The sequence below is a fragment of the Cryobacterium sp. HLT2-28 genome (assembly GCF_004402495.1).
Lineage (GTDB): Bacteria > Actinomycetota > Actinomycetes > Actinomycetales > Microbacteriaceae > Cryobacterium > Cryobacterium mannosilyticum.
In genome coordinates this window covers 164,331-190,926 of sequence record NZ_SOFH01000020.1, presented here as the reverse complement: position 1 = coordinate 190,926, position 26,596 = coordinate 164,331, and the positions used below count along the sequence as shown (strand labels likewise).

Genomic DNA, 26,596 nt, shown 5'->3' with positions numbered 1-26,596 from the left:
CTACTCGCCCTCGCCGCCGGAATCTGGCACAACTGGCTCCTCGGAACACCCAACAAACGATCCCTCATCGCCTACGACCATTAGGACTCACTCATCTAGCCTGCGGGCTCTCCCGCCCCGCTGCGCTCCTCCGCCCTGTCGGGGGATCCCACGGTGCGGAGCAGCCAGGCGAGCAGCACCAGCATGAGCACCGTGAGCAGTCCGATCGGCGCCAGCACCGTCCAGGCCGCCGTCTCGCCGCGCACCGACTGCACGATCGGGGTGACCATGATCGGCACCCCGGTGAGGATCAGGAACACGAGGAACGCCGGCGCAACCGGGTAGGCCATCTCCCGGCGCCGGAGCAACAGGATACCGGTGCCGACGACCGCGGGCAGGAAAAAGGCCAGGTCGAGGATGTGCACCGGATTCGTCGGAATGCCCAGGTCCAGCACGCTCTGCGGTGTGGTGCCCGCCACCAGGGCAGGGACGTCCTCCGACAGCCAGAGCAGGCCGAACAGCACGCCGACGACGATGAGTGACCACCCCGTGACGACTGCCGCCGGCCGGCTCCCGAACCGGGCGGCGGCGGCCCCGGCATCCGTGCTCGCGATCCCGCCGATCAGGGAGAAGAGGCTGAGGCCCAGCACGGCCACCCAGACGGGGAACAACGGCCCGAACGGGATCGAAAAGGTGTAGATGACGTAGTTGTAGACCGTGAACGCCAGCACGCCCAGCCAGACCAGGCGGGCGCGGAGCGACCCCCGCAGGGCGAGGATCGCGCAGACCAGCAGGGCCGGGGCCGCCAGAGCGAGGTTGGCGACGTCCTGTGCCAGCGCCTGGGGCAGGAAGGCCGGGGTCAGGTTCGCGTAGAACCCGCCGACGCCCAGCCCGACCACGCTGCCGGCGACGGCGAGCACGCCAGCGGCGATCGACAGCCACAGCCACGGTGCGCCGGGGGCTGCGGCTCCGGCAGCCGATCCCCGGTTCGACCGCTCTCCCTGATCCGTGCGCTGCTGACTCATCGCCGTTCCCTCCGTTGTTCGCCAGCATAGGCCAGCGGAAATAGGGCATCCGTCCGATGCCCGGCCACCGCCTTAGAGCGCACTGTGATGAACAGGAAACAGAGGAAGAGGACACAGTGCAAATCAGTGAATACGCCTTCTACCGGCTCTACCGCGCCGACGAGGAACGGCTCACCCGAGACCTGGAGCGTCGGCGGGTAGCGCGCGAACGCGTGGACGAGGAGCGTGCGCGCGGGACGGCCAGGGAGACCCTCCCGCAGCGGACCATCAACCGGCTGCGGATCGCCGGGCATCCGCAGCTCCACTCGTCGCGGTGACCCACTCCAGGTGACCCGACCGGTCCGGCAGGCCGCACCCGTCGAGGACGCCAGCGGTGCCGGGGTCGCCGGGCAGTGGCACGATGGACCCATGCACACCGAGCAGACCACCGCGCTCGTCGGCCGAGAGGCCGACCTCGAGGCGCTCCGCGGCGCCTTCGCCGAGGTTCAGGCGGGCCGCACGCGCACGGTGGCGCTCGGCGGCGAGGCCGGCATCGGGAAGACCCGGCTCGTCCAGGAATTCCTGGACGAGCTTCGTCCCGAACCCGAAGCTGAACCCGAACCCGAAGCTAAACCCGAACCCGGAACCGGAGCCGAACCCGGAACCGGAGCCGGGACCGGCCGGCCGGACCGGCCGCTGGTGCTGCGCGGGCAATCGATCGACCTCGACAGCGACGCCCCGCCGTACTCTCCCGTCGTCGCCGCGCTGCGGGAACTGGCCGCCGGGATCGGCGAGCAGGCGTTCCTGGAGGCTGCGGGCCAGGCCGGGGAGACGTTGGTCCTGCTCCTGCCCGAACTCGGTCTCCCCAACCGCGCCGTTGCCCCACCCGAAGCCGGTGCGTCCAGCCGGCTCAGCGCCAACAGTGTCTACGACGCCGTTGCCGGCACCCTCGAGGCCGCGGCCAGGGTTCATCCGCTCGTATTCGTGGTCGAGGACCTGCACTGGGCCGACCAGGGCACCCTCGGGCTGCTGAGATACCTCATCCGGGTGATCGAGCGGGACCGCATCCTCTTCGTGCTCACTTTCCGCAGCGACGAGCTGGGCCGGGGAAGCCCGCTCCGGGCCTGGCTGCCCGAACTCGACCGCAACCGGCGCGCTGAGCGGCGCGAACTGGCGAGGCTGACCCGCGCCCAGGTGCGCCAGATGGCCATCGGCATCCTCGGTTCGGCGCCCGACGAGCGGGAGATCGGCCTTGTGCACGAGCGCACCGATGGCGTCCCGTTCTTCGTCGAGGAACTGATCGGCTGTGAGATATTCGCCGGCGCGGAGAGCGTGCCGGAGACCCTTCGGGGCATCCTGCTCGCCCGGTACGAGCTGCTCAGCGAGAACACCAAGCGGATCATGCGGCTGCTCGCGGCCGGCGGCGTACGGGTCGAACACGAGCTGCTCGCGCTCGTCTGCGACGCCAGCGCGGACGACATCGACGCGGCCGCCGGGGAAGCCGTCAATGCCGGGGTGCTCGTCGCGCTCGGCACCGCCTATGCGTTCCGGCACGCGCTCGTGCGCGAAGCCATCCACGACCAGCTCCTGCCCGGAGAGCGGGTGCGGTTCCACACCCGCTACGCCGAGGCCCTCGAATCCGGTCGCAGCGAGGCGAGCCCCGACGCCACGGCGGTCTCCTACCACTGGATGGCCGCGCACAACCTGCGGAAGGCGTTCGCATCCTCCGTCACCGCGATGACGCAGGCCCATCGCTCCTACGCCTTCGCCTCGGCGGCGAGAATGGGAGAGCGGGCGATCGAACTCTGGGACCAGATTCCGGATGCCGAGGAACTGGCCGGGCGCAGCCGGGTCGACCTGCTCGCCGAAACGTCCTACATCCTGCGCAACGCCGGCGAGAGCGAACGCGCCATCGCCCTGATCGACGAAGCCATCGCCGGTTCGAGCCCCGCGGACCCCGAGCGGTACGCCCGGATGCTCCGGAACAAGGCCTCCTACCTCGCGAACATCGGCCAGATCGGGTCCGTCGCCCTCCTCCGGGAGGCCCTGGACGTGCTCACCGATCAGCCGCCCAGCGTGCTTCGTGCCAATGTCCTCGGCGAATTGGCGGCCCGGCTGATGCTGGAAGCGCGGTTCGACGAGGCTGTCGGCACCGCCAACGATGCCTACGCGCAGGCGGCCGAGGTCGGCTCCGGGCCGCGGATGTCGGTTGCGGCGAACATCCGAGGATTCTCCCGGCTGTCCGCGGGCGCCATCGAGGCGGGCCTGTCCGACCTGGAGCTGGCCGGGGAACTGGCCGGGGACAACGACTCGGCCCGGCTGCGGTTCTGGGTGAACCAGTCCGACGCCCTGCATCTGCTCGGCCGGTTCGAGGACGCGGTGCGCGTCGCCGAGGAGGGAGTAGAGCGGGCGAGGCAGCGCGGAGTCGAACGAACCTCGGGCGCCATGCTGATGTCGAACCTGATCGGGCCGCTGGCCGCGCTCGGCGAGACCCCCCGCGCCGACGAGCTCCTCGACCGCGCCCTCGAGCTCGATCCGCCGATCGGTTATCGCGCACATCTCCAGCGGCTCAAACTGCACTCCACCCTCCGGGCCGGCGACGCGCCGGGCGCCGATCGGATGCTCCGCGGCTGGCGGGGCGCGCTCAACCTCCAGGTGCGCATCGACGCCCAATCCCGGCTCGGGCTCGCCGCGGTCGCGGCCGAGATCGCCCTGGCGCGCGCGGACGTCCAGGAGGCATGGCGGGAAGTGAGCGTGCTCCTCGAACCGGAGCACCGGTCGTTCCCGGCCTACGATCTGCCGTTGCTGGCCATCGGAGCCCGGGTGATCGCGGCCGCCCGCGCCGGCGGCTCGCCGATCGAACGCGAGGGCGCGCAGGGCGCCGGCGTGGGTGCCGGCGTGGTTGCCGAGCCGGGTGTCGAGCCGGGTGGCGAGCCGGCCCGGACCGGCGCCGGTCCGGGGCGAATCCTCGACCGTCTCGAAGGGAAGCTGCGCGCCACGCTGGCCGCGGCGTCGCCCTGGCCGACGGCGCCGGCCCTTCGGGCGGTCTTCGAGGCGGAACTGAGCGGGCCCGGCCGAACGGGAACGGATCCTGAGGCGTGGACGGTGGCGGTTGCGGCATCCGCCGTCCCGGAGGCGGACGCCCAGCTGGCGCCGTACGCGGCCTTCCGCCTGGCCGAGGCGTTCGCCACCAGCGGTGATCGGTCGAGCGCGCGCCGGTGGGCCGAGTCCGCCCGCCGCGACGCCGAGCGGATCGGGCTCGGACTCGTGGCGGACCAGGCCACCCGGCTCCTGCGCCGCATCGGCCCGGCCAGGCCTGGGGCGAGCGACCTCTCGGCGGAGGCCCAGACCGCGGCCCTGCTGACAGAGCGAGAGCGCCAGGTGCTGGACCTGCTCGCCCAGGGTCTGAGCAACCGGCAAATCGCGGAGCGACTGTTCATCAGCGTGAAGACCGCGAGCGTGCACGTGTCGAACATCCTCCGGAAGACCGGCGCCGTCACGCGCACCGAAGCCGCCTACCTCTCCCGCGCCACCGACACCGCACGATAGCCGCCCTGCCGACCCCGCTCCGCCCTCGGTGGTCGACCCCGCAGCGACAAACCCTTCGCCGAACTGAGAGGCGTGCAGACTTTCGGGGGACAAAAGCCGGCTTATCTCTCAGTTCGGCGACGGGTCGGCCACGAGCGGGCGGGTCGCCGGTCGGGCCCGACCGCAGCATCGCCCCGAAGCGCCGAGTTACGGCATCCGCCCGATGTGACCGGCCCGCCTTACCGAGGAGGCTCAAACCCATCGATTCATCCCTGAACTGGAGGCAGGCAATGCTCATTCTCATCATTCTCGGCGTTCTTTCCCTCGCCGGTATCGGCGGCACCATGCTGCACGTTCTGCGGGACGGCTACGGGCGCTTGCCCGACCGGCCCGGCACGATGCGCGCGTCCGACCTCAGGCCCGGGTCCCGAAGCAGCGACTTCGCCTGACGGCGCCGGTCGGCGCCGCCGAGAGGGTTGGCAACCCGGGTCCTAGAGTGAATGGAACGTCCCGCACACGATGCGGACGGCGTGGAGACGCCGATTCATGCAGTTCCGGGCATTCACTGTTGAGGAAAATGGAATCCGTGACCAACCCTACGAGCACCAGCCGCTTCCGAGACGCGCGAGACCAACTCCTGCGCCTGCGCGAGGGGCACGAGCGTGCATCGGCCGAATTCGCCTGGCCCGAGGTCGGGCCCTCCTTCAACTGGGCGACCGACTGGTTCGACGTCATCGCGGAGGGCAACGACAAGACCGCCCTCTGGATCGTGGAGGAGGACGGTCGCGAACTGAGGGTCACCTTCGCGCAGATGTCCACCCGCTCCGACCAGGTCGCGCTGTGGCTGATCCAGCGGGGTGTCAAGCCGGGCGACCACGTCATGCTCATGCTCGGCAACCAGGTCGAGCTCTGGGAACTGATGCTCGGCATCATGAAGGCCGGCGCCGTCATCCTGCCGACCTCCACGGTTCTGGCCACCGGTGACCTGGCCGACCGGGTGCGGCGCGGGGGAGTCGATCACGTGATCGCGAACGCGAGTGATGCGGCCAAGTTCGCCCAGGTCGAAGGCGACTACTCGCGCATCTGCGTGGGGGAGGCCGTGCCCGGCTGGGCGCACTACGCCGACGCAGACCTGGTCGCCCCGGCGAAGACCACGGTCACCGTGGCATCCGACGATGCGTCGCTGATCTACTTCACCTCGGGCACCACCAGCAAACCGAAGATGGTCGTGCACACCCAGACCTCCTATCCGGTGGGGCACCTCACCACGATGTTCTGGATCGGCGTGCGTCCCGACGACGTGCACCTGGCGATCAGCTCACCCGGCTGGGGCAAGCACGCGTGGAGCAGCTTCTTCGCGCCGTGGATCGCCGAGGCGACCGTGTTCGTCTACAACTACGCCCGGTTCGACCCGCGCGCCCTCGCCGACCAGCTGCACCGCGCGCGCGTCACGACCTTCTGTGCGCCGCCGACCGTGTGGCGGATGCTGATCCAGTCCGAGTTGGGCGTCAAGCCCGAGGGTCTGCGAGAGATCCTCTCGGCCGGGGAGCCGTTGAACCCCGAGGTGATCAGCCAGATCCAGCGGGCCTGGGGGCTGACGATCCGCGACGGCTACGGCCAGACCGAGACCACCGCGATCGTCGGAAACGGGCCAGGATCCCGCCTCAAGGCAGGGTCGATGGGCCTCCCGCTGCCCGGCGTCCGGATCAGCCTGGTCGACCCGATCACGGGTGCGGTGACCGACGAGGGTGAGATCTGCCTTGACCTCTCCGAGACGGCCGTCAACCTGATGGCCGGCTACTACGGCGACCCCGAGCGCACGGCCGAGGCCGTGCGCGACGGCTACTTCCACACCGGAGACGTCGCCAGCCGCGACAGCGACGGCTACATCACCTTCATCGGGCGCACCGACGATATCTTCAAGTCCTCCGACTACAAGGTGTCGCCGTTCGAGGTTGAGAGCGTGTTGCTCGAGCATCCGGCCGTCGCGGAGGCCGCGGTCGTGCCGGCGCCGGACGACACCCGTCTCAACATCGCGAAGGCGTACATCGCGCTTGCCTCCGGCTGGGAGTCCAACGGCGCAACCGCCCTCGAGGTGCTGCGCCACGCCCGCAACGGGCTACCTCCCTATATGCGCGTGCGACGGGTCGAGTTCTTCGAACTTCCCAAGACCAGCTCGGGCAAGATCCGCCGGGTCGAGCTCAGGATGCGCGAGGACGAGGCGGCAGCGACCTGCACGCGACTGGCCGACGAGTGGCGGGACGACCAGTTCCCCGAGCTGAAGCGCTGACGCACCCACCCCCACCTCCCTCACCCGCCGGAGGGCAGGTCAGGCCCGGCCCGGCGCGGGGACGACGCCGACGAGTCGGTTGATCGCCGCGAGGGGGATCGGGAGCCAGCTCGGCCGGTTGCGGGTCTCGTAGACGGCCTCGTAGAGGGCCTTGTCGAGCTCGAATGCGCTGAGCAGCGCACCCTGCGCGCTGAGGTCCAGGCCGGATCGTTCGGCGTAGCCGGCGAGGAACGCCTCCCTGCAGGAATCGGCCCACGCCAGAGCGGTCCGCGCCGGACGTTCCGGATGCGCCAGTTCGATGGTGCCCGCCGCGTAGGAGAACGACCGGAGCATGCCGGCGACATCCCGGAGCGGGACATCCGGCCGGTTGCGTTCCTCCAGCGGGCGGAGCGGTTCGCCTTCGAAATCGACCAGCACCCAGCCTCTGCCGCCGGGCACATTGAGCACCTGGCCCAGGTGGTAGTCGCCGTGGATGCGCTGCAGCGGCGGCCACGGCGCCGTCTGTGCCCGGCTGAAGATGGTTTCGATCGCGGCGCGGTACCCGGCCAGCGCGGGAATCTCAGCCACGGCGATGCGGTAACGGTCCCGGATGCCGGCCAGCTCGGCCTCGATCACGTCGGGGGTGGCCTCGCGGGTCGGCATCACCGTGGCCAGGTCGGCATGCACGGCAGCCGTCGCCACGCCGAGGTCGTGGGCCTCCCGGCTGAAGTCCTCCTCGGCCGAGGCTGAAGCCAGCGCGGAACGCCAGGCGTCCTCGACGCCGGGCAGGAACTCCTGGGCGAAGGCGAGGTGCCCCCTGGCCCGTCCGTCCTTCCGATCGGGGTCGTCCCACTCGCCTTCGACGTAGCCGATCGGTTCGGGGACGAACCGGGAGCCGGCCCTGGCCAGGGCCGCCTGCACGGAGATGTCCGGGTTCTCGCCATGATGAAGGGCGCGGAACACCTTGCAGATGACCGGGCGGGCCGGCGTGCCGTCCGCACCGCGGGTGTCGAAGATGATCGAGGTGTTCGACTGCTCCCCGGTCAGCACGCGGCTGGCCGCCACTGTATATAGAGGAGCGTCCATCGGGTCGAGCAGCAGTTCTCCCCGCGCGCTGCCGCCCGAGTCCTCCGAACCGAGTGAGGAACCCTGGCCCAGGATGATCCGCAGGATCGCGGTCGCGTACGCGGGGTCATACGGTGCGTCATAGAGGAAGCGAGCCTCCCCGTCGGGTCCGTCCACCCTGGCGACCAGGGCGCGCTCCCCGTTCGGCAGCGGATCGGTGCGTTCGGTGAGCGGCAGCTGGTAGAGCGAATCCTCGCCGGGCGTCGCATCGATGACGAGGTAGGTGCGGATGTCCACGCCCGGCTCCGCCGCGGGCAGTGACCACCGGGCGATGCTGTGGAGACGGGGGACGTTCCCCTTACTCGCGAACCAGCGCTGTGTTGCGACCCATCGGTTGAGGTAATCCGGGAGAGGGGTGCCGCGACCGTGCTCAGTCATGTCGCCAGCGTACGCCAGCGGCGGCATCCGTCGGGGTCATGCGATCGGTCGATCAGACGCGACGGATGCCGTACGCCACCGCGGCCAGGCAGCCGGCGCAGACTGCGGCCAGCACGCTCATCAGCACGGCGTAACTGGCGACCGAGTTCAACCAGGCGAAGAGCACCGGTAACAGGAAGCCGACGTAGGTGAGGCTGTAGTAGACCCCGGTGATGCCGGCGAGGTCTGCCGGGGTTGAGATCCGCTGGATCTCGACCAGGCCGGCCACCACGCAGATGCCGTAGGACGCGCCGAGGGTGATCGCCGTGATCAGCGCGAGCAGGGGCGAGAGCACGATGGCGGTGGCGATCGAGAGCACCAGTCCGAGAAGCATGACGCTCATCCCCACCACGAGGGCGCGCCCCCTGGTGACCTGGTTGATCCGGGCGACGAGGGGCTGCACGAGCGCCCCGGTGCCGAGCGTCACGACGGTGAGCAGGGTCGCGAACGCCAGGTTGAGCGACCCTAGCTGGTCCTCCACGAGCTTGGGCATGATCGCGTAGGCGATCGCCGCGGCGCCGAAGACCCAGGGGGCCGAGGGGGCGATGACCCGCACGAACCGGCGGTGGCCGGCCAGCGGCACCGCGAGGTCCTGCCAGAACGGCCGGTGCGAGCGGAACCGCGGCACCGTCTCCGGGGCGCGGAGGAGCCGGGGCAGCACGAGCAGGCCGAGCAGGATGTGGACAAGGTAAGGAGAGAGGGTGGGCATCGGGCCCCACTGGGCGAGGGCGCCGGCGACTCCGGCGCCGAGGCCGAACCCGATCGTCAGGGTGAGGGCGGGACGCCGGGCGCCGGCCGTGCGGTCGGCCTGGCGGTCGAACGGCGCGCTGGAGAGTTCCTTGAGCCAGGCGGTCCCGACCGACATCGCCACGCCCACGCTCAGGCCGGCCAGGAACCGACCGAAGGAAAGCATGATCTCACTCGAGAAGCCGAGGCCGAGCAGGATGCTGGCTGCGATGCCGATGGCGACGCCGGCGACGGACAGCGGCTTGCGTCCGTACCGGTCGGAGAGGGCGCCGGCCACCAGCAGCCCGGGAATGAGCCCGACGACGTAGAAGCCGAGGAAGAGGTCGGCCATCAAGGCCGAGTAATGGCCGAGCGACTCGTACATGTGCAGGAGCGGGGTGAAGTGATTGCCGCCCCAAGCCATCACGAAGAGGGCGGGTGCGGCGAGCTGCCAGGCAGGGACGGTACGGCGGAAGTTCATGAATCTTTCTGGATCGGAGTCGGGCATGCGCCGGGATCAGGGTGCGAGCGGCGCCGGGAGGCCGTGCCGCACATGACGGCGGAGGGCGGCCTCGTAACCGGGGGCGTCGCCGGCGCTGAGGTAGCCGGCGAGGGCACGGTGTTCGGTGATGAAGCCCTCGAGACTGCCCGGATCGCGGGTCGCAACACGGTGCAGGAGCCGCTTGAGCCGCGGCCCGAGCTGGGTGTAGAAGTCGTCGATGACCCGGTTGCGGGACTCGTCGACGACCCGGGCGTGGAAGCGATGATCGGCGCGGGCGAAGGCGAGCAGGTCGCCGGCCCGGGCGGCCTCCTCCTGCTCCAGGATCAGGGCGGCCAGGTCGTCGTCCACGGCGCGGTCGGCGCCGGGGCGGGCGCTGTGCAGCGACACCGCGGTCGTCTCGAACATGATGCGCACCTGGAGCAGCTCGGCGGTTTCGGCGTCACCCTGGGCCGTGACGACCGCGCCCTTCTTGGGGAAGAGCGTGAGGAGTCCGTGCGCCTCGAGGGCGAGGAAGGCTTCCCGCACCGGGGTGCGGCTGATGCCGAGGGTCTCGGCGACTTCGCCTTCCGTGAGCAGCGAACTCGCGCCGACCGCGCCGGTGATGATCGCCTCGGCCACATGCGCGTAGACCCGCTCCACCGCGGAAGGACCGGTGGTGCCGTTTCGGGGGGATCGGGGCGCACTCATGTCTCAAGCCTAACCATAAATGCATCAATAAATACAATCTCGACGGAGATTGGGTGCCGACCTGATCGCGGCATCAAGCCGAACCCCGACAAAAACTCTCTTATAGACTTGCCCTCGCAGCCATCCGAGACATGCCCTCCGCAGAGTCCGAGCCCTTCGCCCGCGCGTTCCCGCTCGCCTCACCAGATGTGATCGCCTGCCGCAACCTCCGGCCGCACACACTCCTACCGCAGAGGCATCCGTGACCACGACAGCACCCCAGCCCACCCTCTTCAACGCACTGGCCGAGGTTCTGCCCGCCGGCCAGCTGATCACCGGTGAGAAGACCGGGGCCTACCTCCGGGACCAGTCCGACAGCACCGCGGCCGGTGTCCCGTTCGCGGTCGCCCTGCCGGTGAACACCGAGCAGGTCGCGGCCGTCGTCGCCTTCGCCGCAGCCCACCGCATCCCGATCGTGCCGCAGGGTGCGCGCACCGGCCTGGCCGGGGGCGCCAACGCGATCGAGGGTTCCATCGTGCTGAGCACGACCCGGCTGAACAAGATCGTTTCCGTGGATGCCGAGGACCAGACCGCCACCGTGCAGGCCGGCGTGCGAACCTACGCCCTGGCCAGGGCCGCCGCCGCGGTCGGATTGTTCTACCCGCCCGATCCCGGTTCCTGGAAGGGCTCGACCGTCGGCGGCAACGTCGCCACCAACGCCGGCGGGATGCTCTGCGTCAAGTACGGCGTCACGGGGAACTTCGTGCGCCAGCTCACCGTCGTGCTCGCCGACGGCTCCATCGTGCGCACCGGCCAGCGCACCATCAAGGGCGTCACCGGTTACGACCTGACCGCGCTCCTGGTCGGCTCGGAGGGCACGCTCGGCATCATCACCGAGATCACGGTCGGGCTGCTGCCTGCCCCTGCCCCCGCGTCCGGGGTCTCGGCGACCTTCGCCGGCACGGAGGCCGCCCTCGCGGCGGCCGCGCTGATCGTCGCGTCCAACCGGCGCCCCAGCATCCTGGAATACCTCGACGGCCCGTCGATCACGGCGATCAACGCCTTCGACCCGGAGTCGAAGCTTCCGGCCGACGCGGCCGCCCTGCTGCTCGTGCAGTCGGACCAGGCCGGCCAGGCCCACGACGACGTCGAAGAGTACGCCGCCATCCTCCGCGCCGAGGGCGCCACCGAGGTGCTCGTCGCCCACGACCCCGCGCAGCTGGACCAGCTGATGACGGCGCGCCGACTGCTGCAGCCCGCGCTGCAGGCCGCGCGCGGGTCCAGCCTCAACGAGGACATCACCGTGCCACGGTCCCAGCTGCAGGCCCTGCTGACCGGGCTCGCCGAGATCTCCCGCGACCTGTCGATCCCGATCGGCACCGGCGGGCACCTCGGCGACGGAAACCTCCACCCGATGATCGGCTTCGACGCGGCGAACCCGGCCGAGATCGAGGCGGCCAACGAGGCTTTCGCCCGGGTGATCCGGCTCGCAATCTCCCTCGGCGGCTCCGCGTCAGGCGAGCACGGCATCGGCCTGCTCAAGCAGGCGCACCTCGACGACGAACTCGGACCCATCCTCCGCGACCTCCAGCGCCGGGTGAAGGCCGCCTTCGACCCCGACTCGCTGCTCAATCCCGGAAAAAAACTGTGAAAATCCTTCCGGTTGAGGCGTTGAACCGTGATTCTGGCCTCTGGACAGGCCTTTGGATCTGCGCCGGAATCGCATTTCCGGGCTTCCGGATGCCCCGGCGACTCGGGCCGCGAACGGGCCGCCTCCCCTTAAGGGCGCGGGCGCGAAACGGCGGGGCCGATTCGTGTTATGGGCCCGGCGACCGGAGTAGTGTTGGCAGAAGAGGGCAAGTCACGATGCATCGTCGCATTAGCCACAATCCTCGTGTTCCTGCTCTCCAGGCCCGACTGTGGGAGACACACTTCTGCGGCGGGGGAGACTCGATCCCACGAGGAGTGCAATCTACATGACCATCACAGAAGGTGTTCGCAGCGACAAAGACGCGACGCAGGCCGAGCGTCCGGACTTCGTGTCCGGCCCCTGGCAGGATTCGATCGATCTTCGCGATTTCATCCAGCGCAATTACACGCCCTACCTCGGCGACGCTACCTTCTTGGCGGGCCCGACGGCTCGCACGACCGGGGTCTGGGCCAAGCTGTCCGCCATGTTCCCCGAGGAACGACGCAAGGGCGTCTACGACGTTGACGCGACCACCCCGTCATCCATTACAGCCCACAAGCCCGGCTACATCGACCAGCCCAACGAGGTCATCGTCGGCCTGCAGACGGATGCTCCGCTCAAGCGCGCGATCATGCCGTTCGGCGGCTGGCGCATGGTTGCCACCTCGCTCGAGACCTACGGCTACCCCGTGTCTCCCGAGCTCGAGAAGATCTTCACCGACTACCGCAAGACCCACAACACGGCCGTGTTCGACGTCTACCCTCCCGGGGTCCGCCGTGCGCGCAACAGCCACCTGATCACGGGTCTTCCCGACGCCTACGGCCGTGGCCGGATCATCGGCGACTACCGTCGCGTTGCCCTCTACGGTGTCGACGCGCTCATCGCCGGCAAGAAGAACGACCGCGCCGAGCTCGACATGGGGCCCTCGACCGAGGACATCATCCGCGCCCGCGAGGAGAACTCCGAGCAGATCCGCGCGCTCAAGGAACTCGTCCAGATGGCGGCCAGCTACGGCTCCGACATCTCCAAGCCCGCCGTCACGGCCCAGGAAGCCGTGCAGTGGCTGTACTTCGCCTACCTCGGCGCGGTGAAGGAGCAGAACGGCGCGGCAATGTCGTTCGGCCGTAACGCGGCGTTCCTCGACACGTACATGGAACGCGACATCGCCGCCGGCCTCCTGACCGAGTCCGGCGCCCAGGAGCTCATCGACGACCTCGTCATCAAGCTCCGCATCGTGCGCTTCCTGCGCACCCCCGAATACGACGAGATCTTCGCCGGCGACCCGACCTGGGTCACCGAGTCCCTCGCCGGAATCGGCGAGGACGGCCGCGCGCTGGTCACCAAGACGACCTTCCGCTTCCTCCAGACGCTGTACAACATCGGCGCCGCACCGGAGCCGAACCTCACCGTGCTGTGGAGCGACGCCCTCCCCGAGGGCTTCAAGCGCTTCTGCGCGCAGGTCTCGATCGACACCTCGGCGATCCAGTTCGAGTCGGACGACATCATCCGCGCCGAGATGGGTGACGACGCCGCGATCGCCTGCTGTGTCTCTCCCATGCGCGTCGGCAAGCAGATGCAGTTCTTCGGGGCCAGGGTCAACGCCGTCAAGGCGCTCCTCTACTCGATCAACGGCGGCAAGGACGAAGTTTCCGGGAAGCAGGTTGCCCCGGCGACCACGCCGAACACCGAAGAGATCCTCTCTTACGACACCGTGTTCCCGGCCTACCTCGAGACCCTCGAGTGGCTCGCCGAGACCTACGTCACCGCCCTGAACTGCATCCACTACATGCACGACAAGTACGCGTATGAGCGTCTCGAAATGGCGCTGCACGACAAGGAGATCATCCGCACGATGGCCTGCGGAATCGCCGGCCTGAGCGTGGTCGCCGACTCCCTGTCGGCCATCAAGTACGCCAAGGTGCGCCCGGTGCGCGACGAGACCGGTCTCGTCGTCGACTACACGATCGAGGGCGAGTTCCCCCAGTTCGGGAACGACGACGACCGCGTCGACTCCATGGCCGTCGACGTGATGGAGCGGTTCATGACAATGATCCGCAAGCACCCCACCTACCGGGATGCGATCCACACCCAGTCGATCCTGACCATCACCTCCAACGTGGTCTACGGCAAGGCGACCGGCAACACGCCGGATGGCCGCCGCAAGGGTGAGCCGTTCGCACCGGGTGCCAACCCGATGAACGGCCGCGACACCCACGGGATGCTCGCATCGGCGCTCAGCGTCGCCAAACTCCCGTACAGCGAAGCGCAAGACGGCATCTCGCTGACCAACACCGTGGTTCCCAGCGGTCTCGGCCACACCAAGGAAGAGCAGATCACCAGTCTGGTCGGCCTCATCGACGCGTTCACGTCGGCGACGGGGTACCACATCAACGTCAACGTGCTGAACAAGGACACCCTCGAAGACGCCATGCTGCACCCGGAGAACTACCCGCAGCTGACCATTCGCGTCTCCGGCTACGCGGTCAACTTCGTGCGCCTCACCCGCGAGCAGCAGATGGATGTCATCAGCCGCACGTTCCACTCGCACTGACATTCACCGATAACAACACGCGGCGACGCTGAGTAGGACGAGACAATGCCCGCAGTAAACCTCGGCCTGCCCAGCGCCGGCGCCGCCATCGCCCTGGTGGACGGTTCATCCGTCAGCAGTGAACAGGCCGAACTGGCCGAACTCCACCATCTCGAGATGGAGGCGATCCACAACGGCTCGGTGGCCAGTGTCCACTCGTGGGAACTGGTCACCGCCGTTGACGGTCCAGGCACGCGCATGACACTCTTCCTCTCCGGGTGCCTGCTGCGTTGCCAGTACTGCCACAACCCTGACACCTGGAAGATGCGCGACGGGTTGCTGACGACGCTCGATGACCTCGTGACCCGGGTCAAGCGCTACAAGGGCGTCTTCGACGCAACCGGGGGAGGGCTGACCATCTCCGGTGGTGAGCCGCTCATGCAGCCCGCCTTCGTGGCGCGCATCTTCGAGGAATGCCACAAGCTGGGTGTGCACACCACCCTGGACACCTCCGGGTTCCTGGGCAAGAGCGCGTCCGACACGCTGCTGGACAACCTCGACCTGGTGCTGCTCGACGTCAAGTCGGGCCTCCCCGAGACGTACAAGGAAGTGACCGGTCGCGAGCTCGCTCCGACTGTCGCGTTCGGTGACCGTCTCGCCGAGCGGAAGATCCCGGTCTGGGTGCGGTTCGTGCTCGTGCCCGGACTCACCGACGCCGTCGACAACGTCGACGCCGTCGCCGAGATCGTGGCGCGGTGGCCGAACGTCGAACGGGTCGAGGTGCTTCCATTCCACCAGATGGGCGAAGACAAGTGGGACAGGCTCAACCTGCCCTACCCGCTGCACGGAGTGCACCCTCCGGACAACGAACTGCAGGAACGCGTGCGGGACCAGTTCCGGGCGCGCGGGCTGACGGTCTTCTGAGACCAGTTCGACAGCATTTCCCGGACGAGGCGTGGCGTAGCAGGATGCCACGCCTTTTTCATACCCCCAGTGGTGGGGCGGATGGTGTGAATCACCTGTGTAAGCGCTTACAAAGTGTCACGCTGGAGTCACGACAGTGTCACGACCGCGTGGCGCGACGAAAGGCCAGCAGATGAGCACCGCAACACTCCCGGAATCCTCTTCCGTATCCCTGACATCAGGCAAGGCTCGACTGGTCAGGCTGATCGGGCTCCTCGGCATCATCGGCGGGATCGTCATGCTCCTCGTCGGCGGTCTGGTCTGGGGCACGGTCAGCAGCCAACTGAGCGAGGAGAAGATTACCGTCGCCGAGGACGCCTCCTTCCTCGCCGGCGCCACCGTCGACAACCCCCTGGCGGCCTATGCTCAGGCGACGATCATCAACCACCACGCCATGAAGGCAAGCGGCGGCAAGACCTACGCCGAGCTCGCCCAGGACGACCCGACCCGCCCCACCGTCATGACCGCGTCGCTCCTGCGCGCGTCGCTGTTCACGTCGATCGTCGCCTTCGGCGTGTCGGTCTTCGCGATGGGCGTCGGCATCCTCCTGGCCCTGTTCGGCTGGGCAGTCCGCGCCGTCGTTCCGGCCGCCCCGAAGCCGGCGACCGCGATCTGATCAGCCCCCGTTCCAACCCGCGCGGGGCGATGTCCCGGCGGTGCACACGAGGGGTCCGGCAGCATCCGCTGCCGGGCCCTTTTTTTTTGCGGCCCCGGCTCTGGCGGACCGGTCAGGGGTGCGGGATGATGGTGGGTACTAATCGGGAGGCACCATGACCGAAGCCATCGTCGGCAGTGGAACCAGGGATGATCCGTGGCTGCTGCGCACCCCGCCGGGCACGTCGGAGTACCGGATGTACCGCGACGAGAGCGCGGATCCACCGAGCCTGGTCTGCGTCGTCGGAACGACCACGCTGGCCTATCGGCTGCGGTGCCTGGACGATCTCCAGGCGATGCTGCTGGACGTTGGGGACTGGGTCCCCCTCGGCAGCGCCGACGAGCAGAAGCCTGCCGCCGAGGGCACGGTGGAGGCGTGGGCGCGTTCCGGAACGAACCCGGTCGGAGGCTGGTACGGCCTGAAGAAGGGGCTCCGCGGCCGGTTCGGGATGTACGTGCCGCCCCTGATGGAGGCGCTCGACCTGGCCGAGCTCGAACACAATCCGCGGGGCAACCGGATGCGGGCCAGGTAGCGCGAGCCGGGCATGCCATATTCGGCGCGTCGCGGCAAGCCCCTCCTCAGGAAGTGCTGCGCGGGGTTCTATGGTGAATGGATCGAACGGAACCGGTCGGGGGTGACATGATGCGCAACTCGGGATTCGCCGAGCGGCGGACCGTGTCCGGCGTTTTCGGCGGGCTGCTCGGGCTTCTCGCGATGAGCTCCGCGGGCGGGCTGCTGGTGGCCGTCGCGGTCACCCCGGTGGTCGCATTGTCGAGCATCGCTGCCACGGACACCATCAACGTCTTCGAGAATCTGCCGGAGTACCTCTCCATCGATCGCCTGTCGCAGAAGAGTAATATCTACGCGACCCGGAGTGACGGAACGACGGCACTGCTGGCCTCGTTCTACGACCAGAACCGGATCGAGGTGGGACTGGATGCGATCAGTCCGTACGTGAAGGATGCCGCGATCGCCAGCGAAGACCCCAGGTTCTTCGAACACGGCGGCGTCGATTTCCAGGGCACCGTCCGGGCGGCAGTGAGCACGTTCGCCGGCGGGGCCACCCAGGGAGGATCGTCGATCACCCAGCAATACGTGAAGAACGTGCTCGTGCAGAAGTGCGAGGTGCTCTCCGACGTGGCGGCGCAGCACACGTGCTACCTCGCCGCGACCGAGACCAGTCCAGATCGCAAGCTCAAGGAGATGCGGCTGGCCATCGGGATCGAGAAGAAGTATTCCAAGAACGACATCCTCCGCCAGTACCTGAACATCGCCGGGTTTGGCGGCACCGTCTACGGCATCGAGGCCGCGGCCAACTACTACTTCCACACCACGGCGGCGAACCTGACCTTGCCGCAGGCAGCCAGCCTCGTGGCCATCGTCAACAATCCCGTGAAGTTCCAGCTGGACGACCCGCAGAGTGAGACCAACGGGGCGGCCAACGGCTACCAGGCCAACCGAACCCGCCGTGACTACATCCTGCGGGATATGCTCGCCTACCGGAAGATCACCAGGGCCGAGTTCGACGCCGCGATCGTCGCCCCCGTCGAACCGTCGATCGCCGAGCCGAGCACCGGGTGTCAGACCGCCGCGGGAAGCGCTTTCTTCTGCGATTACGTCACGCACGTGCTGCGCAACGACCCGAGCTTCGGCGCAGACGAGGCGGCCCGGCTCGTCAACTTCCGGCGTGGCGGCTACAACGTCTACACCACCATCGACCTGGACCTGCAGAACGCGGCCGAGACCGCAATCCGCGCAAACGTGCCGACGACCTACCCGGGGTGGGACGTCGGCAGCGTGATCTCCAGCGTGCAGGTCGGCACCGGGCGGGTGCTGGTGATGGCTCAGAACAAGGACTACAGCCAGGACCCGGTGGTGCAGGCAACGGGAGCCAACTTCACCGGGATCAACTACAACACCGACTACGTCGACGGCGGATCGAGCGGATTCCAGCCGGGCTCGACCTACAAGGTGTTCACCCTGGCGGAATGGCTGCGGGAGGGACATTCCCTCAACGAACGGGTCGACTCGCGGCGAAAGGCGAACTGGGGCACCTTCAAGGACAGTTGCCTGGGCCCCCAGAATTACGACCGCGACAAATGGAACCCCAAGAACGACGCGAACGAAAGCGGCGCCAACTACAGCGCACTCGAGGCCACGATCGGCTCGATCAACACCGGCTACATCGGGATGGCGAAGAAGCTCGACCTGTGCGGCATCCGTCAGACCGCCGAGGCCTTCGGAATGCACCGCGCCGACGGTGATCCGCTGCTCCAGAACGCGGCGTCGGTGATCGGGACGAATGAGATCGCTCCGTTGAGCATGGCCGTCGCGTTCGCCGGAATCGCCAACAAGGGCGTCACCTGCACCCCGGTCGTGATCGACCGGATCGTCGCCGCTGACGGGACGGAACTGCCCGTACCGAAATCACAGTGCACGCAGTCCGTCGACCCGGCGGTCACCGCGGGAATGGCGTATGCCATGCGCCTGGTGATGACCGGCGGCACCGCGCAGGCGTCCTATCGGGCTACCTCGCCCCGGGTGCCGATGATCGGCAAGACCGGGACCACCGACGGCAATAAGGACACCTGGATGAGCGGAGCGAGCACCAAGGTCGCCACCGTGGTGGCTGTCGTCAGCCTCACCGGGGAGACGAACCAGCGGGCGGTCAATTTCGACAGCGGACAGGCAGCGACGGCCCGCCACCGGATGTGGCCGGCCGTGATGTCGGTGGCCAACGCGAAATATGGCGGAGACGCGTTCGCGGAGGCCCCGCCGAGCGCCGTGATCAAAGCGGGCACCGGGCCGCGCTAGCCGGCCGGCCGGCGCGCGCATTCGTCATGCCACGGCGACGAGGGCCTCGTTGTGTTTGAGGAATCCGGGTTTCCAGGGCGGGTCGAACCGGGCGAAGTACACGCCGCCGACCGGCTCGAGACCCGCCCGCCGCACGGCCGCCAGGAGGGTGTCGCCGTTCTCCGTGAAACGGGCCTCGCTCCACCCGCCGCCGAACCGGCGCGCCGCGGCCCCGTGCGCCGGCACCACCCTGGTGGTCACCCTGGCGTCCTGCGGCACGGGAACAGCCGAGACGGGCATCCCCTCGGGAAGAACGAAACTGACGGTGTGGGCGTCGTCGGCCGTGGTCTCCTGGAGCACCGGGGCGGTCATCGCGATGCGGGTGGCGGACTGGTTGTTGCCGCTGATGTAACGGAAGAGGGGACCGAAAGCGGCGTTGCCCGCACCGGAGAAACCGCCGGTGACCTCCACTTGCACAAGCACGTAGTCGGGATAGTGGCGGAGTTCGAAGTCGTCGTATTCCCGCAGGACTTGATAGGGCTGTTGGTCGGTCATGGCCGCCAGTGTAGGCCGCGCGACCGACAACGGGGTGGGTGTGGCATCCGCCGGTGTCCGCGGCCGGACTAGGCGCGCAGCGGCCACAGATGGTGCACGTTGTCGACCGGGATCGCGGCCAGTTCGGCCGCGAGTTCTATGGTCCGGTCCGTGTGCCGCGCAGCGGCCTCCGCCTTCCGCCGCTGGTCGACCTTGCGGGCGACCTCGGTGAGGTCCCACAGGTTCTCCCCGGTGACGGACACCCCTTTCGCCCCCGACCGGCGGGTGCGGCCCCGCACGAGGATATGGCGGGTCTGGAAGACCGGGCCGCCGATCCGTTCCTGCGCGTCGTGGAAGAACACGACGTTGGACACCGGCCCGGTGCCGTCGTCGAGGCTGACGAACACCACCCGCCGGCCGCCCCGCATCGGCGGGGTGTTCGTGGCGCGCCGCACCCCGGCGATGAGCACCTCGGTGCCGCCGGGCAGGTCGGCGAGCTCGGAAGCCGGGGTGACTCCCAGCTCGGCGAAGAGCGGGTAGAACCGCGTCATCTGGTGGCCGGACACTGCGAGATGGAGGTCCCGCAACTCCAGGTCGGTCTGGCTGCGCCCGCGCAGCTCCAGGGAGGTCACCGCATCGAAGCGGGCGCCCTCGAAACCCTGCACCGGCAACTCGACCTCGAACGCCAGCTGGTCGTCGTTGATGGTGACCGCGGTGCCGCGGAGGGACTGCACATGGGCGAGGAGTTCGTGCCGGCGGGCGCGGTCGTAGCCGATGAAGCTGTCCAGCGCCCCGACCCGGGCGAGCGCCTCGAAGGTCTTTCGTCGCGGCCGCACCCGATCGCGGAAATCCTGCAGGGAGGAGAACGGCTGGTGGCGCACGATTCGGGCCCGTTCGGCCGCAGTGCCGCCGGCGAGCTCGGGCAGCGCCAGACGGATGCCGCGGCGCTCGTCGCCGAGCTCCTCGACCCGGTAGTCGAGCGTGCTCCGCTGCACATCGAGGCCGAGCACCGGCACGCCGAGCAGCCGGGCCTCGGCCACGATGAGGTCCTTGGGCCACATGCCGGGAGCGTGGGTGAGCAGTCCGGCCAGGAACACGGCGGGATGGTGGGTCTTCAGCCAGGCCGACTGGTAGGTCGGAAGCGCGAACGCGGCGCCGTGCGCCTTGGCGAACCCGAAGCTGCCGAATCCGGCCAGCACCGTCCAGACCTGGTCGATGACTGCGGGCGGGAACCCGCGTTCCAGGGCCATCTCCCGCACGTACTCCTCGATCCGGGGGAGCTGCTCGGGTTTGCCCAGGTGGCGGCGGAAGACATCCGCCCGGCCGAGGCCGCAGCCGGTGAGCTCGTCGAAGAGTCGCATCACCTGCTCGTGGAAGATGACGACCCCCTTCGTCTCCCGAAGGATCGGTTCCAGTCGCGGGTGGAGGTAATCGGGCATGACCTCGCCGTGCCTGGCCTGGAGGTATTTCAGCGGCATGTTGTTCTGCATCGGGCCGGGCCGGAACAGGGAGATCTCGACCGTCAGGTCGTTGAAGACCTCGGGCTGCAGTTTGCCGACCAGTTCCATCTGGCCGGGCGATTCGATCTGGAAGATGCCGAGCGTCCGGGTCGAACGGATCAATTCGAAGGTGGCCGGATCGTCGAGCGGGATCCGATCCAGGTCGATGCTCTCGCCGGAGAGCCGGTGGTGTTCCTCCACGGCGTGTGCCATGGCCGACTGCATCCGCACGCCGAGGATATCCAGCTTGATCAGGCCCATCGGGTCCATGTCGTGTTTGTCGAACTGGGACATCGGCAACCCCATTCCGGACGCCTGCACCGGGGTGCGGTCGAGCAGGGTCGCGTCGGAGAGGATCACCCCGCAGGGGTGCACGGAAATGTGCCGGGGGAGACGGTCCAGCTTGGCGGTCAGGTCGACCAGCTGGTCGAGTTGCTGGGACTCGCGCACCTCAGCGGCGAGCGGCTCGAGCTCGGGTTTCTCTTCCAATGCGCGCCGGAAGTCCCTGGCGTTGAAGCGCCACATCTGTTTCGCGATGGACGCGACCTGCTCGTGGTTCATCCCGAGGGCAAGGCCCGCGTCGCGCACGGCGCCGCGGCCGCGATAGGCGTTCGTCATCGACATCAGCGAGACCCGGTCGCCGCCGAAGGTGTCGAACAGCTTGCGGTAGATGTCGTGTCGGCGCGCCGATTCGACGTCGATGTCGATGTCGGGCAGGGTCTGTCGTTCGGGGGAGAGAAAGCGTTCCCAGAGCAGGCCGTTGGAGAGCGGCTCCACCGACGACGTTCGGAGCGCATAGTTGAGCACCGAGCCGACCCCTGACCCGCGCGCCTGGATGCGGATGCCCATCTCCCTGATGATGTCCGCCACCCGGGCCACCGTGAGGAAGTAGCCGGCGAAGCCGAGGTGCTCGACCGTCTTCATCTCGTGCGCGAGCCGGGCGTGCGCGTCCTCCGCCGAGGCGGCTCCCCGGCGCGCCCCGGCCTCCGGCCTCGGGTAGAGATCGTCGATGCCGGCCCGTGCCCGTTTCCAGAGTTCAGCGACCGGGTCGCCGCTGACCCCGATGATCCTCGCCTCCGGCATCCGCGGCCGGCCGAGACCGATGTCGGCCTCCGGGTCGAGGGCGCACCGGTCGGCAAGCCGCTCGGTGTCGCGGAAGAGAAGCTCGAGGGCGCCGTCGTCGTGCAGCCCCGCGTCGACCACCATCCGTGCGACCTGCCGCATCGCCCGCGCCGGTTTCAGCCACGCCTGTCCGTTCGTCTGAGGCTGCTCCAATTCGGCAAGCGGGGTGAGGGTTCGCGCGGCGTCGGCGAGATCGGCGGTGACAGCCTCCTCGGGGGTGCCGTAGCGCACAGCGTTGGTGAGCACGGCCGGCACCCCCGCATGCTCGGCGAGGGCGAGCATCCGGGTGGCCGGCGTCACGCTGCCCGGGGTGCCCGGCTCCGACAGGTGGCAGACGACCTCGAGTGAGACGGAGCCGGCCGGCATGGCGCGCAACCACGCGGTGAGGCGGGCGCGGGCATCCTCGTTGTCACGGTGGCCGGTGGCGGTGCCCACGTCGGAGGCCGGGCCGAGCAGTACAGTGAGCGAGCGGAGGCCGGCCAGCCCGGCGAGTTCGGACCGGGCGATGCTGGGCAGCGATCCGAACCCCTGCGAGACCGTGCGGTGCGCGGCGGACACGGCGCGGCAGAGCGCCGCGTACCCGCGGCCGTTCGTGTTGCCGTGCGCGAGCACGACCACCCGCCCGAGGGAGAGATGGTCGTCGTCGTGCACCGCGAGGTCGGCGCCGAGTCCGGGCCGCACGCCGGCGTCCACGCAGGCACGCACGTGTTTGACCGCGCCGTACAGGCCGTCACGGTCGGTCACCGCGAGGAAGGTGCCGTCTTGTGCCTTCGTCTGCTCGGCCAGCGCCTCCGGCATCGTGACCCCGTAGTGGGTGGAGTACGCGCTGGCGACGTGCAGGTGCGGGAAGCTCATCCCCAGTCGAGGGCGAGCACCCACGATCCGTCGACATCGCGTCGCAGATCGTAGCGGTGCTGTTCCTCGTCCCCGCGTGACGCGTCCACCCGCCACAGCTCGGTATCGATGCGCAGGGGCACGCCGTCGTTCTCCCACCAGCGGGTTCGGGTGAAAACCGCTTGCGGCTGGCCGATGATGGTGTGCTCGAACCGGTTCCAGATGAACGCTTGCGGGTCGCCGTCGGCCGACAACTCGACGTCGACCTGGGTGTCGATGATCTGCGGCATGCGGGCCCTCCCTCGGTTCGAACACGTGTTCGATTCTTGGAGTGTACGTCACACCACGGACAGACGCCAACGGGAACCGTCAACCGCGCGTTGAGGGTTCCCGTCTGGGCCGGTTTCCCCTCGGGTCAGATCCGGGCGAGGAGCTCCGTCTTCTTCAGCTCGAACTCTGCCGCGGAGACGACCCCGGCATCGCGGAGCCGGCCCAGCTGGAGGAGATGCCCCACGGCGCCGGCCTCGATCGCGGCGGTGCCGGTCGGGCGCGGAACGGGTAGGACGCTCACGAGTGGCTGTGGTTCGAGCGGCGCGACGGATGCCGCGGGGGTCACGGCGTGACCGGCCGCCTGGGAGATTCGGTCGATCCAGGCCAGGGCGATCGCCGAGACGATGAAGACCATGTGGATGACGACCTGCCAGAGCACGCCGTCCCAGGTGTAGACGTCGCCGGTGATGCTCTCCTGGCCCTCGGTGGACGTGGAGCCGCGGGCGGCGAGGTCGCCGACCTCGATGAAGGTCTTCAGCAGGTGGATGGAGGAGATCCCGACGATGGCCATGGCGAGCTTGACCTTGAGCACGTTGGCGTTGACGTGGGAGAGCCACTCGGGCTGGTCGGGGTGACCGTCGATGCGGATCTTGGAGACGAAGGTCTCGTAGCCGCCGATGATGACCATGATCAGGAGGTTCGCGATCATGACCACGTCGATGAGCCCGAGCACGCCGAGCATGATCTTGGCTTCCTCGATGACGATGCCGTCGGGCCCCGGGTGGGTGAACCCGTGCAGGACCTCCTCGCCGAGGTGGCCGAGTTCGACCATGAAGACGACGACGTAGATCACCTGCGCGACGATGAGGCCGATGTAAAGGGGGGCCTGGAGCCAGCGGCTGAAGAAGATCATCAGCCCGACGCTCCTGACCCACTGGGATTGTTCGCGGAAAGGAGGCTGGCCGGAGGTTTCAGTCACCGGTCGATTTTACGGAAGCGGGGATGGGAACCTCCTGAACGGGGCCGAAATGCCGCGGCGGGACATGGCCGCGGGAGGGTAGCGTGGTGCTGATGTCAGGGAAGCCGGCGCGGGCGAAGGCGACCGAGGGCGCGTCAGTGTCCCCGGTCGATGACCGGTCGGTTGCCGCCCGGCTGTTCGCGATCCTGGATGCCTTCACCTCCCCGCCCGCGACGGCGCTCAGCCTCACCGCGATCGCCCGGCGTTCGGGCATCCCTCTCTCGACCGCGCACCGGCTCGTCGCAGAATGGGTGACCTGGGGTGGGCTCGCCCGCCAGGAAGACGGCCGTTATTCGCTCGGTATGCGGCTCTGGGAGGTGGGCGTGCAGACGCCGACGGCGCGAAACCTCCGCACGATCGCCCTGCCCTACCTCGAAGACCTGTACGAGACAACCCGCGAGCATGTGCACCTGGCGATCCTCGACGGCCGCGACGCGCTCTACCTGGAAAAACTGTCCGGGCACCGGGCGGTGCGGGTGATCTCCCGCGTGGGCGGACGGCTCCCGCTGCACGCCACGGGGGTCGGTCTCGTTCTCCTCGCCCACGCGCCGACCATGGTCATCCAGGACTACCTCGCCGAACCGCTGCAGCGGTTCCTGCCGCAGACGATGACGGCGCCGGAGGAGCTGCGGCGCAGGTTGGCGGGCATCCGCAGCCAGGGGATCGTGCGGATGTCGGAGGAGATGACGGCGGGATCGAGCTCGCTGGCGGCGCCGATCCGGGACCGCACCGGCCAGGTCGTCGCGGCCGTGTCGATTGTGACGCACACCTCGCCGGGGCAGGGCCCCGAACACGAGCAGGCGGTGCGGGTGGCCGCGCAGGGTGTGAGCCGCGCGCTCGGCTACCGCCGCGCATCCTGATCGGTCTTGTCGAAATCGCCGCACCTGGTCTCCCCAGGCTCGACCACCACCGGTGATTGAGCCTGTCGAAATCACCCCACCTGGTCTCGACGAGCTCGACAACCGTCGGTGATTGAGCTTGTCGAAATCACCGTCAGCCTATCCTCCACAATGCGGGGTTGATCAGGTTATCCACACCCTGGTGTGGGGCCGCTTGGGGGTCGGTGAATGTCGGTGGCTGGTCGTAGTGTGCTCATATGGCCACCCCGGTGAGCACCTCCCAACAGCAGCTCGGACTGCTCTTTGACGCGGTCGCGGCAGCCGACAAGGCGATCGCCCGGTGCTTTGCCGTGCGGGCCGAGGCGGTCGACCGGGCCCGCCGGTTCAGCGCCGCGCAGGCCGGGTCGATTCCGCTCAGCCTGCAGTCCCGGTGGAGTCGCGAGGAGATCGCGCAGCGGGAGCTCTCCAGCGAACTCGCCGCCACGCTGCGGATCCCGGAACGCACGGCGGAGACCCTCCTTGCCGAGAGCCAGGCGTTGGCCGAGCACCTCCCCGCCACCCGGGCCGCGTTGGCGGAGGGGCGGATCAGTTACCGGCATGCGCAGACGATCGTCCAGCAGTCCTGGTCGATCCCGGTCGAGGGTGTGGCCGCGTTCGAACAAGCCCTGCTGCCCTCGGCGGAGCATCTGACGGTGGCCAAGCTCAAGCACAAGGCCCGGCTGCTGCGGGAACGGTTGCATCCGGAGACGATCACGGCGCGGCGGGCGAGGTCGTTCACGGACCGCACCAGCGGGGTTGACCCCCGAGTACGACGGGATGGCCACCCTGTATCTGACGACAGGGGCCGAGCTGGTGCAGGCGATCTTCCACCGGGCCACCGACCTCGCCGCCAGCCTCCAAGGGCCGGACGAGACGCGCACGCTCACCCAGGTGCGCACGGGATGTGCTCAGTGACCTGTTGATCCACGGGGTCACCCCGACCGGCGTCGGCACCGGCGTCAAGGCGACCGTGCAGGTGACCGTGCCGGTGCTGACACTCCTCGGCCACAGTGAGGAACCCGGGTATTTGGAAGGGTATGGGCCGATCGATCCCGCGACGGCGCGGGATCTAGCGTCGCGGGCGCCGAGCTTCACCCGGTTGCTCACCCACCCCGAGACCGGGGTGATCCTCTCCGTCGGGAGGGACCGGTACAAAACGCCCAAGGCGATGCGCCGCTTCCTGCGCCTCCGCGATGAGACCTGCCGTTTTCCGGGCTGCAACAGACCCGCGAGAGGTGCGGAGCTTGATCACTCGCATGATTGGGGGTTGCTCGGCGAGACCGCGCACGACAACCTCGCCCACCTCTGCAGACCCAACCACGCGCTGAAAACTCAGACCCGGTGGACCGTCGCCCAGCACCCGGGCGGCATCCTCACCTGGACCTCCCCGACCGGGCGGGAGTTCATCACCGAACCCGCCACGATACTGCCGACCGTCCTCCCCACCGGGCCACCGAAAGCCGGCCCGCCGCCAGTCGGACCACCGACAGCCGCAGCCCCAGACCTCCCCGACGACCCGCCATTCTGACTCATCGTCTTCTGCTCGATGCGGAATGCGTCCGCCGAAGCGCGCCGGGTACCCGGGACCAGCGGG

Annotated in this window: 21 protein-coding genes; 13 read left to right on the top strand and 8 right to left on the bottom strand. The window is 68.8% G+C overall.

Going from position 1 to position 26,596, the window contains the following annotated elements; all coding sequences use genetic code 11:
* Positions 1-95: 95 nt before the first annotated feature.
* Positions 96-1,004 carry a hypothetical protein gene (locus tag E3O48_RS10210; RefSeq protein WP_134538540.1) on the bottom strand — a complete coding sequence of 303 codons (909 nt, stop codon included), beginning with the start codon at positions 1,002-1,004 and terminating at the stop codon, positions 96-98.
* A 116-nt stretch (positions 1,005-1,120) separates the two neighbouring features.
* Between E3O48_RS10210 and E3O48_RS10205 the strand changes: the two genes are divergently transcribed.
* The 4 genes from E3O48_RS10205 to E3O48_RS10195 all read left to right on the top strand — a co-directional run bounded on the left by E3O48_RS10205 (position 1,121) and on the right by E3O48_RS10195 (position 6,801).
* A complete protein-coding gene (locus E3O48_RS10205; protein ID WP_134538538.1) occupies positions 1,121-1,321 on the top strand; it encodes a hypothetical protein in 201 nt (66 codons plus the stop codon).
* A gap of 10 nt (positions 1,322-1,331) precedes the next feature.
* On the top strand, positions 1,332-4,532 hold the full coding sequence (locus tag E3O48_RS18230; protein ID WP_134538536.1) for a helix-turn-helix transcriptional regulator: 3,201 nt from the start codon (positions 1,332-1,334) through the stop codon (positions 4,530-4,532).
* A gap of 269 nt (positions 4,533-4,801) precedes the next feature.
* Positions 4,802-4,960, top strand: coding sequence for a hypothetical protein (locus E3O48_RS17640; RefSeq protein WP_166788669.1), 159 nt, complete (start codon positions 4,802-4,804; stop codon positions 4,958-4,960).
* A 128-nt stretch (positions 4,961-5,088) separates the two neighbouring features.
* A complete protein-coding gene (locus tag E3O48_RS10195; protein ID WP_134538534.1) occupies positions 5,089-6,801 on the top strand; it encodes an AMP-binding protein in 1,713 nt (570 codons plus the stop codon).
* Positions 6,802-6,840: 39 nt separating this feature from the next.
* Here the strand turns inward: E3O48_RS10195 and E3O48_RS10190 are convergent, their stop codons facing one another.
* From E3O48_RS10190 to E3O48_RS10180, 3 genes are read right to left on the bottom strand one after another with little or no spacing between them, the layout of a single operon-like run.
* Positions 6,841-8,283, bottom strand: a complete 1,443-nt coding sequence (locus tag E3O48_RS10190) for a phosphotransferase (RefSeq protein WP_134538532.1) — start codon at positions 8,281-8,283, stop codon at positions 6,841-6,843.
* 52 nt (positions 8,284-8,335) lie between these two features.
* Positions 8,336-9,529 (bottom strand): MFS transporter, encoded by a 1,194-nt coding sequence (locus tag E3O48_RS10185; protein WP_134538530.1) that lies wholly within the window; start codon positions 9,527-9,529, stop codon positions 8,336-8,338.
* Positions 9,530-9,565: 36 nt separating this feature from the next.
* Positions 9,566-10,237, bottom strand: coding sequence for a GntR family transcriptional regulator (locus tag E3O48_RS10180; protein WP_134538528.1), 672 nt, complete (start codon positions 10,235-10,237; stop codon positions 9,566-9,568).
* A gap of 241 nt (positions 10,238-10,478) precedes the next feature.
* Here E3O48_RS10180 and E3O48_RS10175 point away from each other — a divergent pair, with 241 nt between their 5' ends.
* The 6 genes from E3O48_RS10175 (at position 10,479) to E3O48_RS10150 (ending at position 18,868) form a co-directional block, all read left to right on the top strand.
* The gene (locus E3O48_RS10175; protein WP_198413050.1) at positions 10,479-11,867 is read left to right on the top strand and encodes an FAD-binding oxidoreductase; all 1,389 of its coding nucleotides are present in this window, start codon (positions 10,479-10,481) and stop codon (positions 11,865-11,867) included.
* A gap of 325 nt (positions 11,868-12,192) precedes the next feature.
* Complete coding sequence (pflB, locus tag E3O48_RS10170) at positions 12,193-14,457, top strand: formate C-acetyltransferase (protein WP_134538526.1); 2,265 nt, start codon at positions 12,193-12,195, stop codon at positions 14,455-14,457.
* Between the two features lie 45 nt (positions 14,458-14,502).
* Positions 14,503-15,360 (top strand): pyruvate formate-lyase-activating protein, encoded by an 858-nt coding sequence (pflA, locus tag E3O48_RS10165; RefSeq protein WP_134507240.1) that lies wholly within the window; start codon positions 14,503-14,505, stop codon positions 15,358-15,360.
* A 172-nt stretch (positions 15,361-15,532) separates the two neighbouring features.
* The gene (locus tag E3O48_RS10160; RefSeq protein ID WP_174774787.1) at positions 15,533-16,015 is read left to right on the top strand and encodes an aromatic ring-opening dioxygenase LigA; all 483 of its coding nucleotides are present in this window, start codon (positions 15,533-15,535) and stop codon (positions 16,013-16,015) included.
* A 154-nt stretch (positions 16,016-16,169) separates the two neighbouring features.
* The gene (locus E3O48_RS10155) at positions 16,170-16,586 is read left to right on the top strand and encodes a DUF6855 family protein (protein WP_134538524.1); all 417 of its coding nucleotides are present in this window, start codon (positions 16,170-16,172) and stop codon (positions 16,584-16,586) included.
* A gap of 107 nt (positions 16,587-16,693) precedes the next feature.
* Positions 16,694-18,868 carry a transglycosylase domain-containing protein gene (locus E3O48_RS10150; protein WP_206751282.1) on the top strand — a complete coding sequence of 725 codons (2,175 nt, stop codon included), beginning with the start codon at positions 16,694-16,696 and terminating at the stop codon, positions 18,866-18,868.
* A gap of 24 nt (positions 18,869-18,892) precedes the next feature.
* Here the strand turns inward: E3O48_RS10150 and E3O48_RS10145 are convergent, their stop codons facing one another.
* From E3O48_RS10145 to E3O48_RS10130, 4 genes are all read right to left on the bottom strand, one after another.
* Complete coding sequence (locus E3O48_RS10145; RefSeq protein ID WP_134538520.1) at positions 18,893-19,402, bottom strand: heme-binding protein; 510 nt, start codon at positions 19,400-19,402, stop codon at positions 18,893-18,895.
* Positions 19,403-19,470: 68 nt separating this feature from the next.
* Positions 19,471-22,857 carry a DNA polymerase III subunit alpha gene (locus E3O48_RS10140; RefSeq protein ID WP_134538518.1) on the bottom strand — a complete coding sequence of 1,129 codons (3,387 nt, stop codon included), beginning with the start codon at positions 22,855-22,857 and terminating at the stop codon, positions 19,471-19,473.
* On the bottom strand, positions 22,854-23,126 hold the full coding sequence (locus tag E3O48_RS10135; RefSeq protein ID WP_134507234.1) for a hypothetical protein: 273 nt from the start codon (positions 23,124-23,126) through the stop codon (positions 22,854-22,856). The genes E3O48_RS10140 and E3O48_RS10135 overlap by 4 nt, the downstream gene beginning before the upstream one ends.
* Before the next feature lie 125 nt (positions 23,127-23,251).
* Complete coding sequence (locus tag E3O48_RS10130) at positions 23,252-24,085, bottom strand: TIGR00645 family protein (RefSeq protein ID WP_241974548.1); 834 nt, start codon at positions 24,083-24,085, stop codon at positions 23,252-23,254.
* A 92-nt stretch (positions 24,086-24,177) separates the two neighbouring features.
* Between E3O48_RS10130 and E3O48_RS10125 the strand changes: the two genes are divergently transcribed.
* The 3 genes from E3O48_RS10125 (at position 24,178) to E3O48_RS10115 (ending at position 26,530) form a co-directional block, all read left to right on the top strand.
* A complete protein-coding gene (locus E3O48_RS10125; protein ID WP_134507232.1) occupies positions 24,178-24,984 on the top strand; it encodes an IclR family transcriptional regulator in 807 nt (268 codons plus the stop codon).
* A gap of 236 nt (positions 24,985-25,220) precedes the next feature.
* Entirely contained in the window at positions 25,221-25,925 is a 705-nt protein-coding gene (locus tag E3O48_RS10120; protein ID WP_134538516.1) for a DUF222 domain-containing protein, read from the top strand.
* Positions 25,907-26,530 carry an HNH endonuclease signature motif containing protein gene (locus E3O48_RS10115; protein WP_134538514.1) on the top strand — a complete coding sequence of 208 codons (624 nt, stop codon included), beginning with the start codon at positions 25,907-25,909 and terminating at the stop codon, positions 26,528-26,530. Before E3O48_RS10120 ends, E3O48_RS10115 begins: the two co-directional genes overlap by 19 nt.
* The last annotated feature ends 66 nt before the right edge of the window (positions 26,531-26,596 follow it).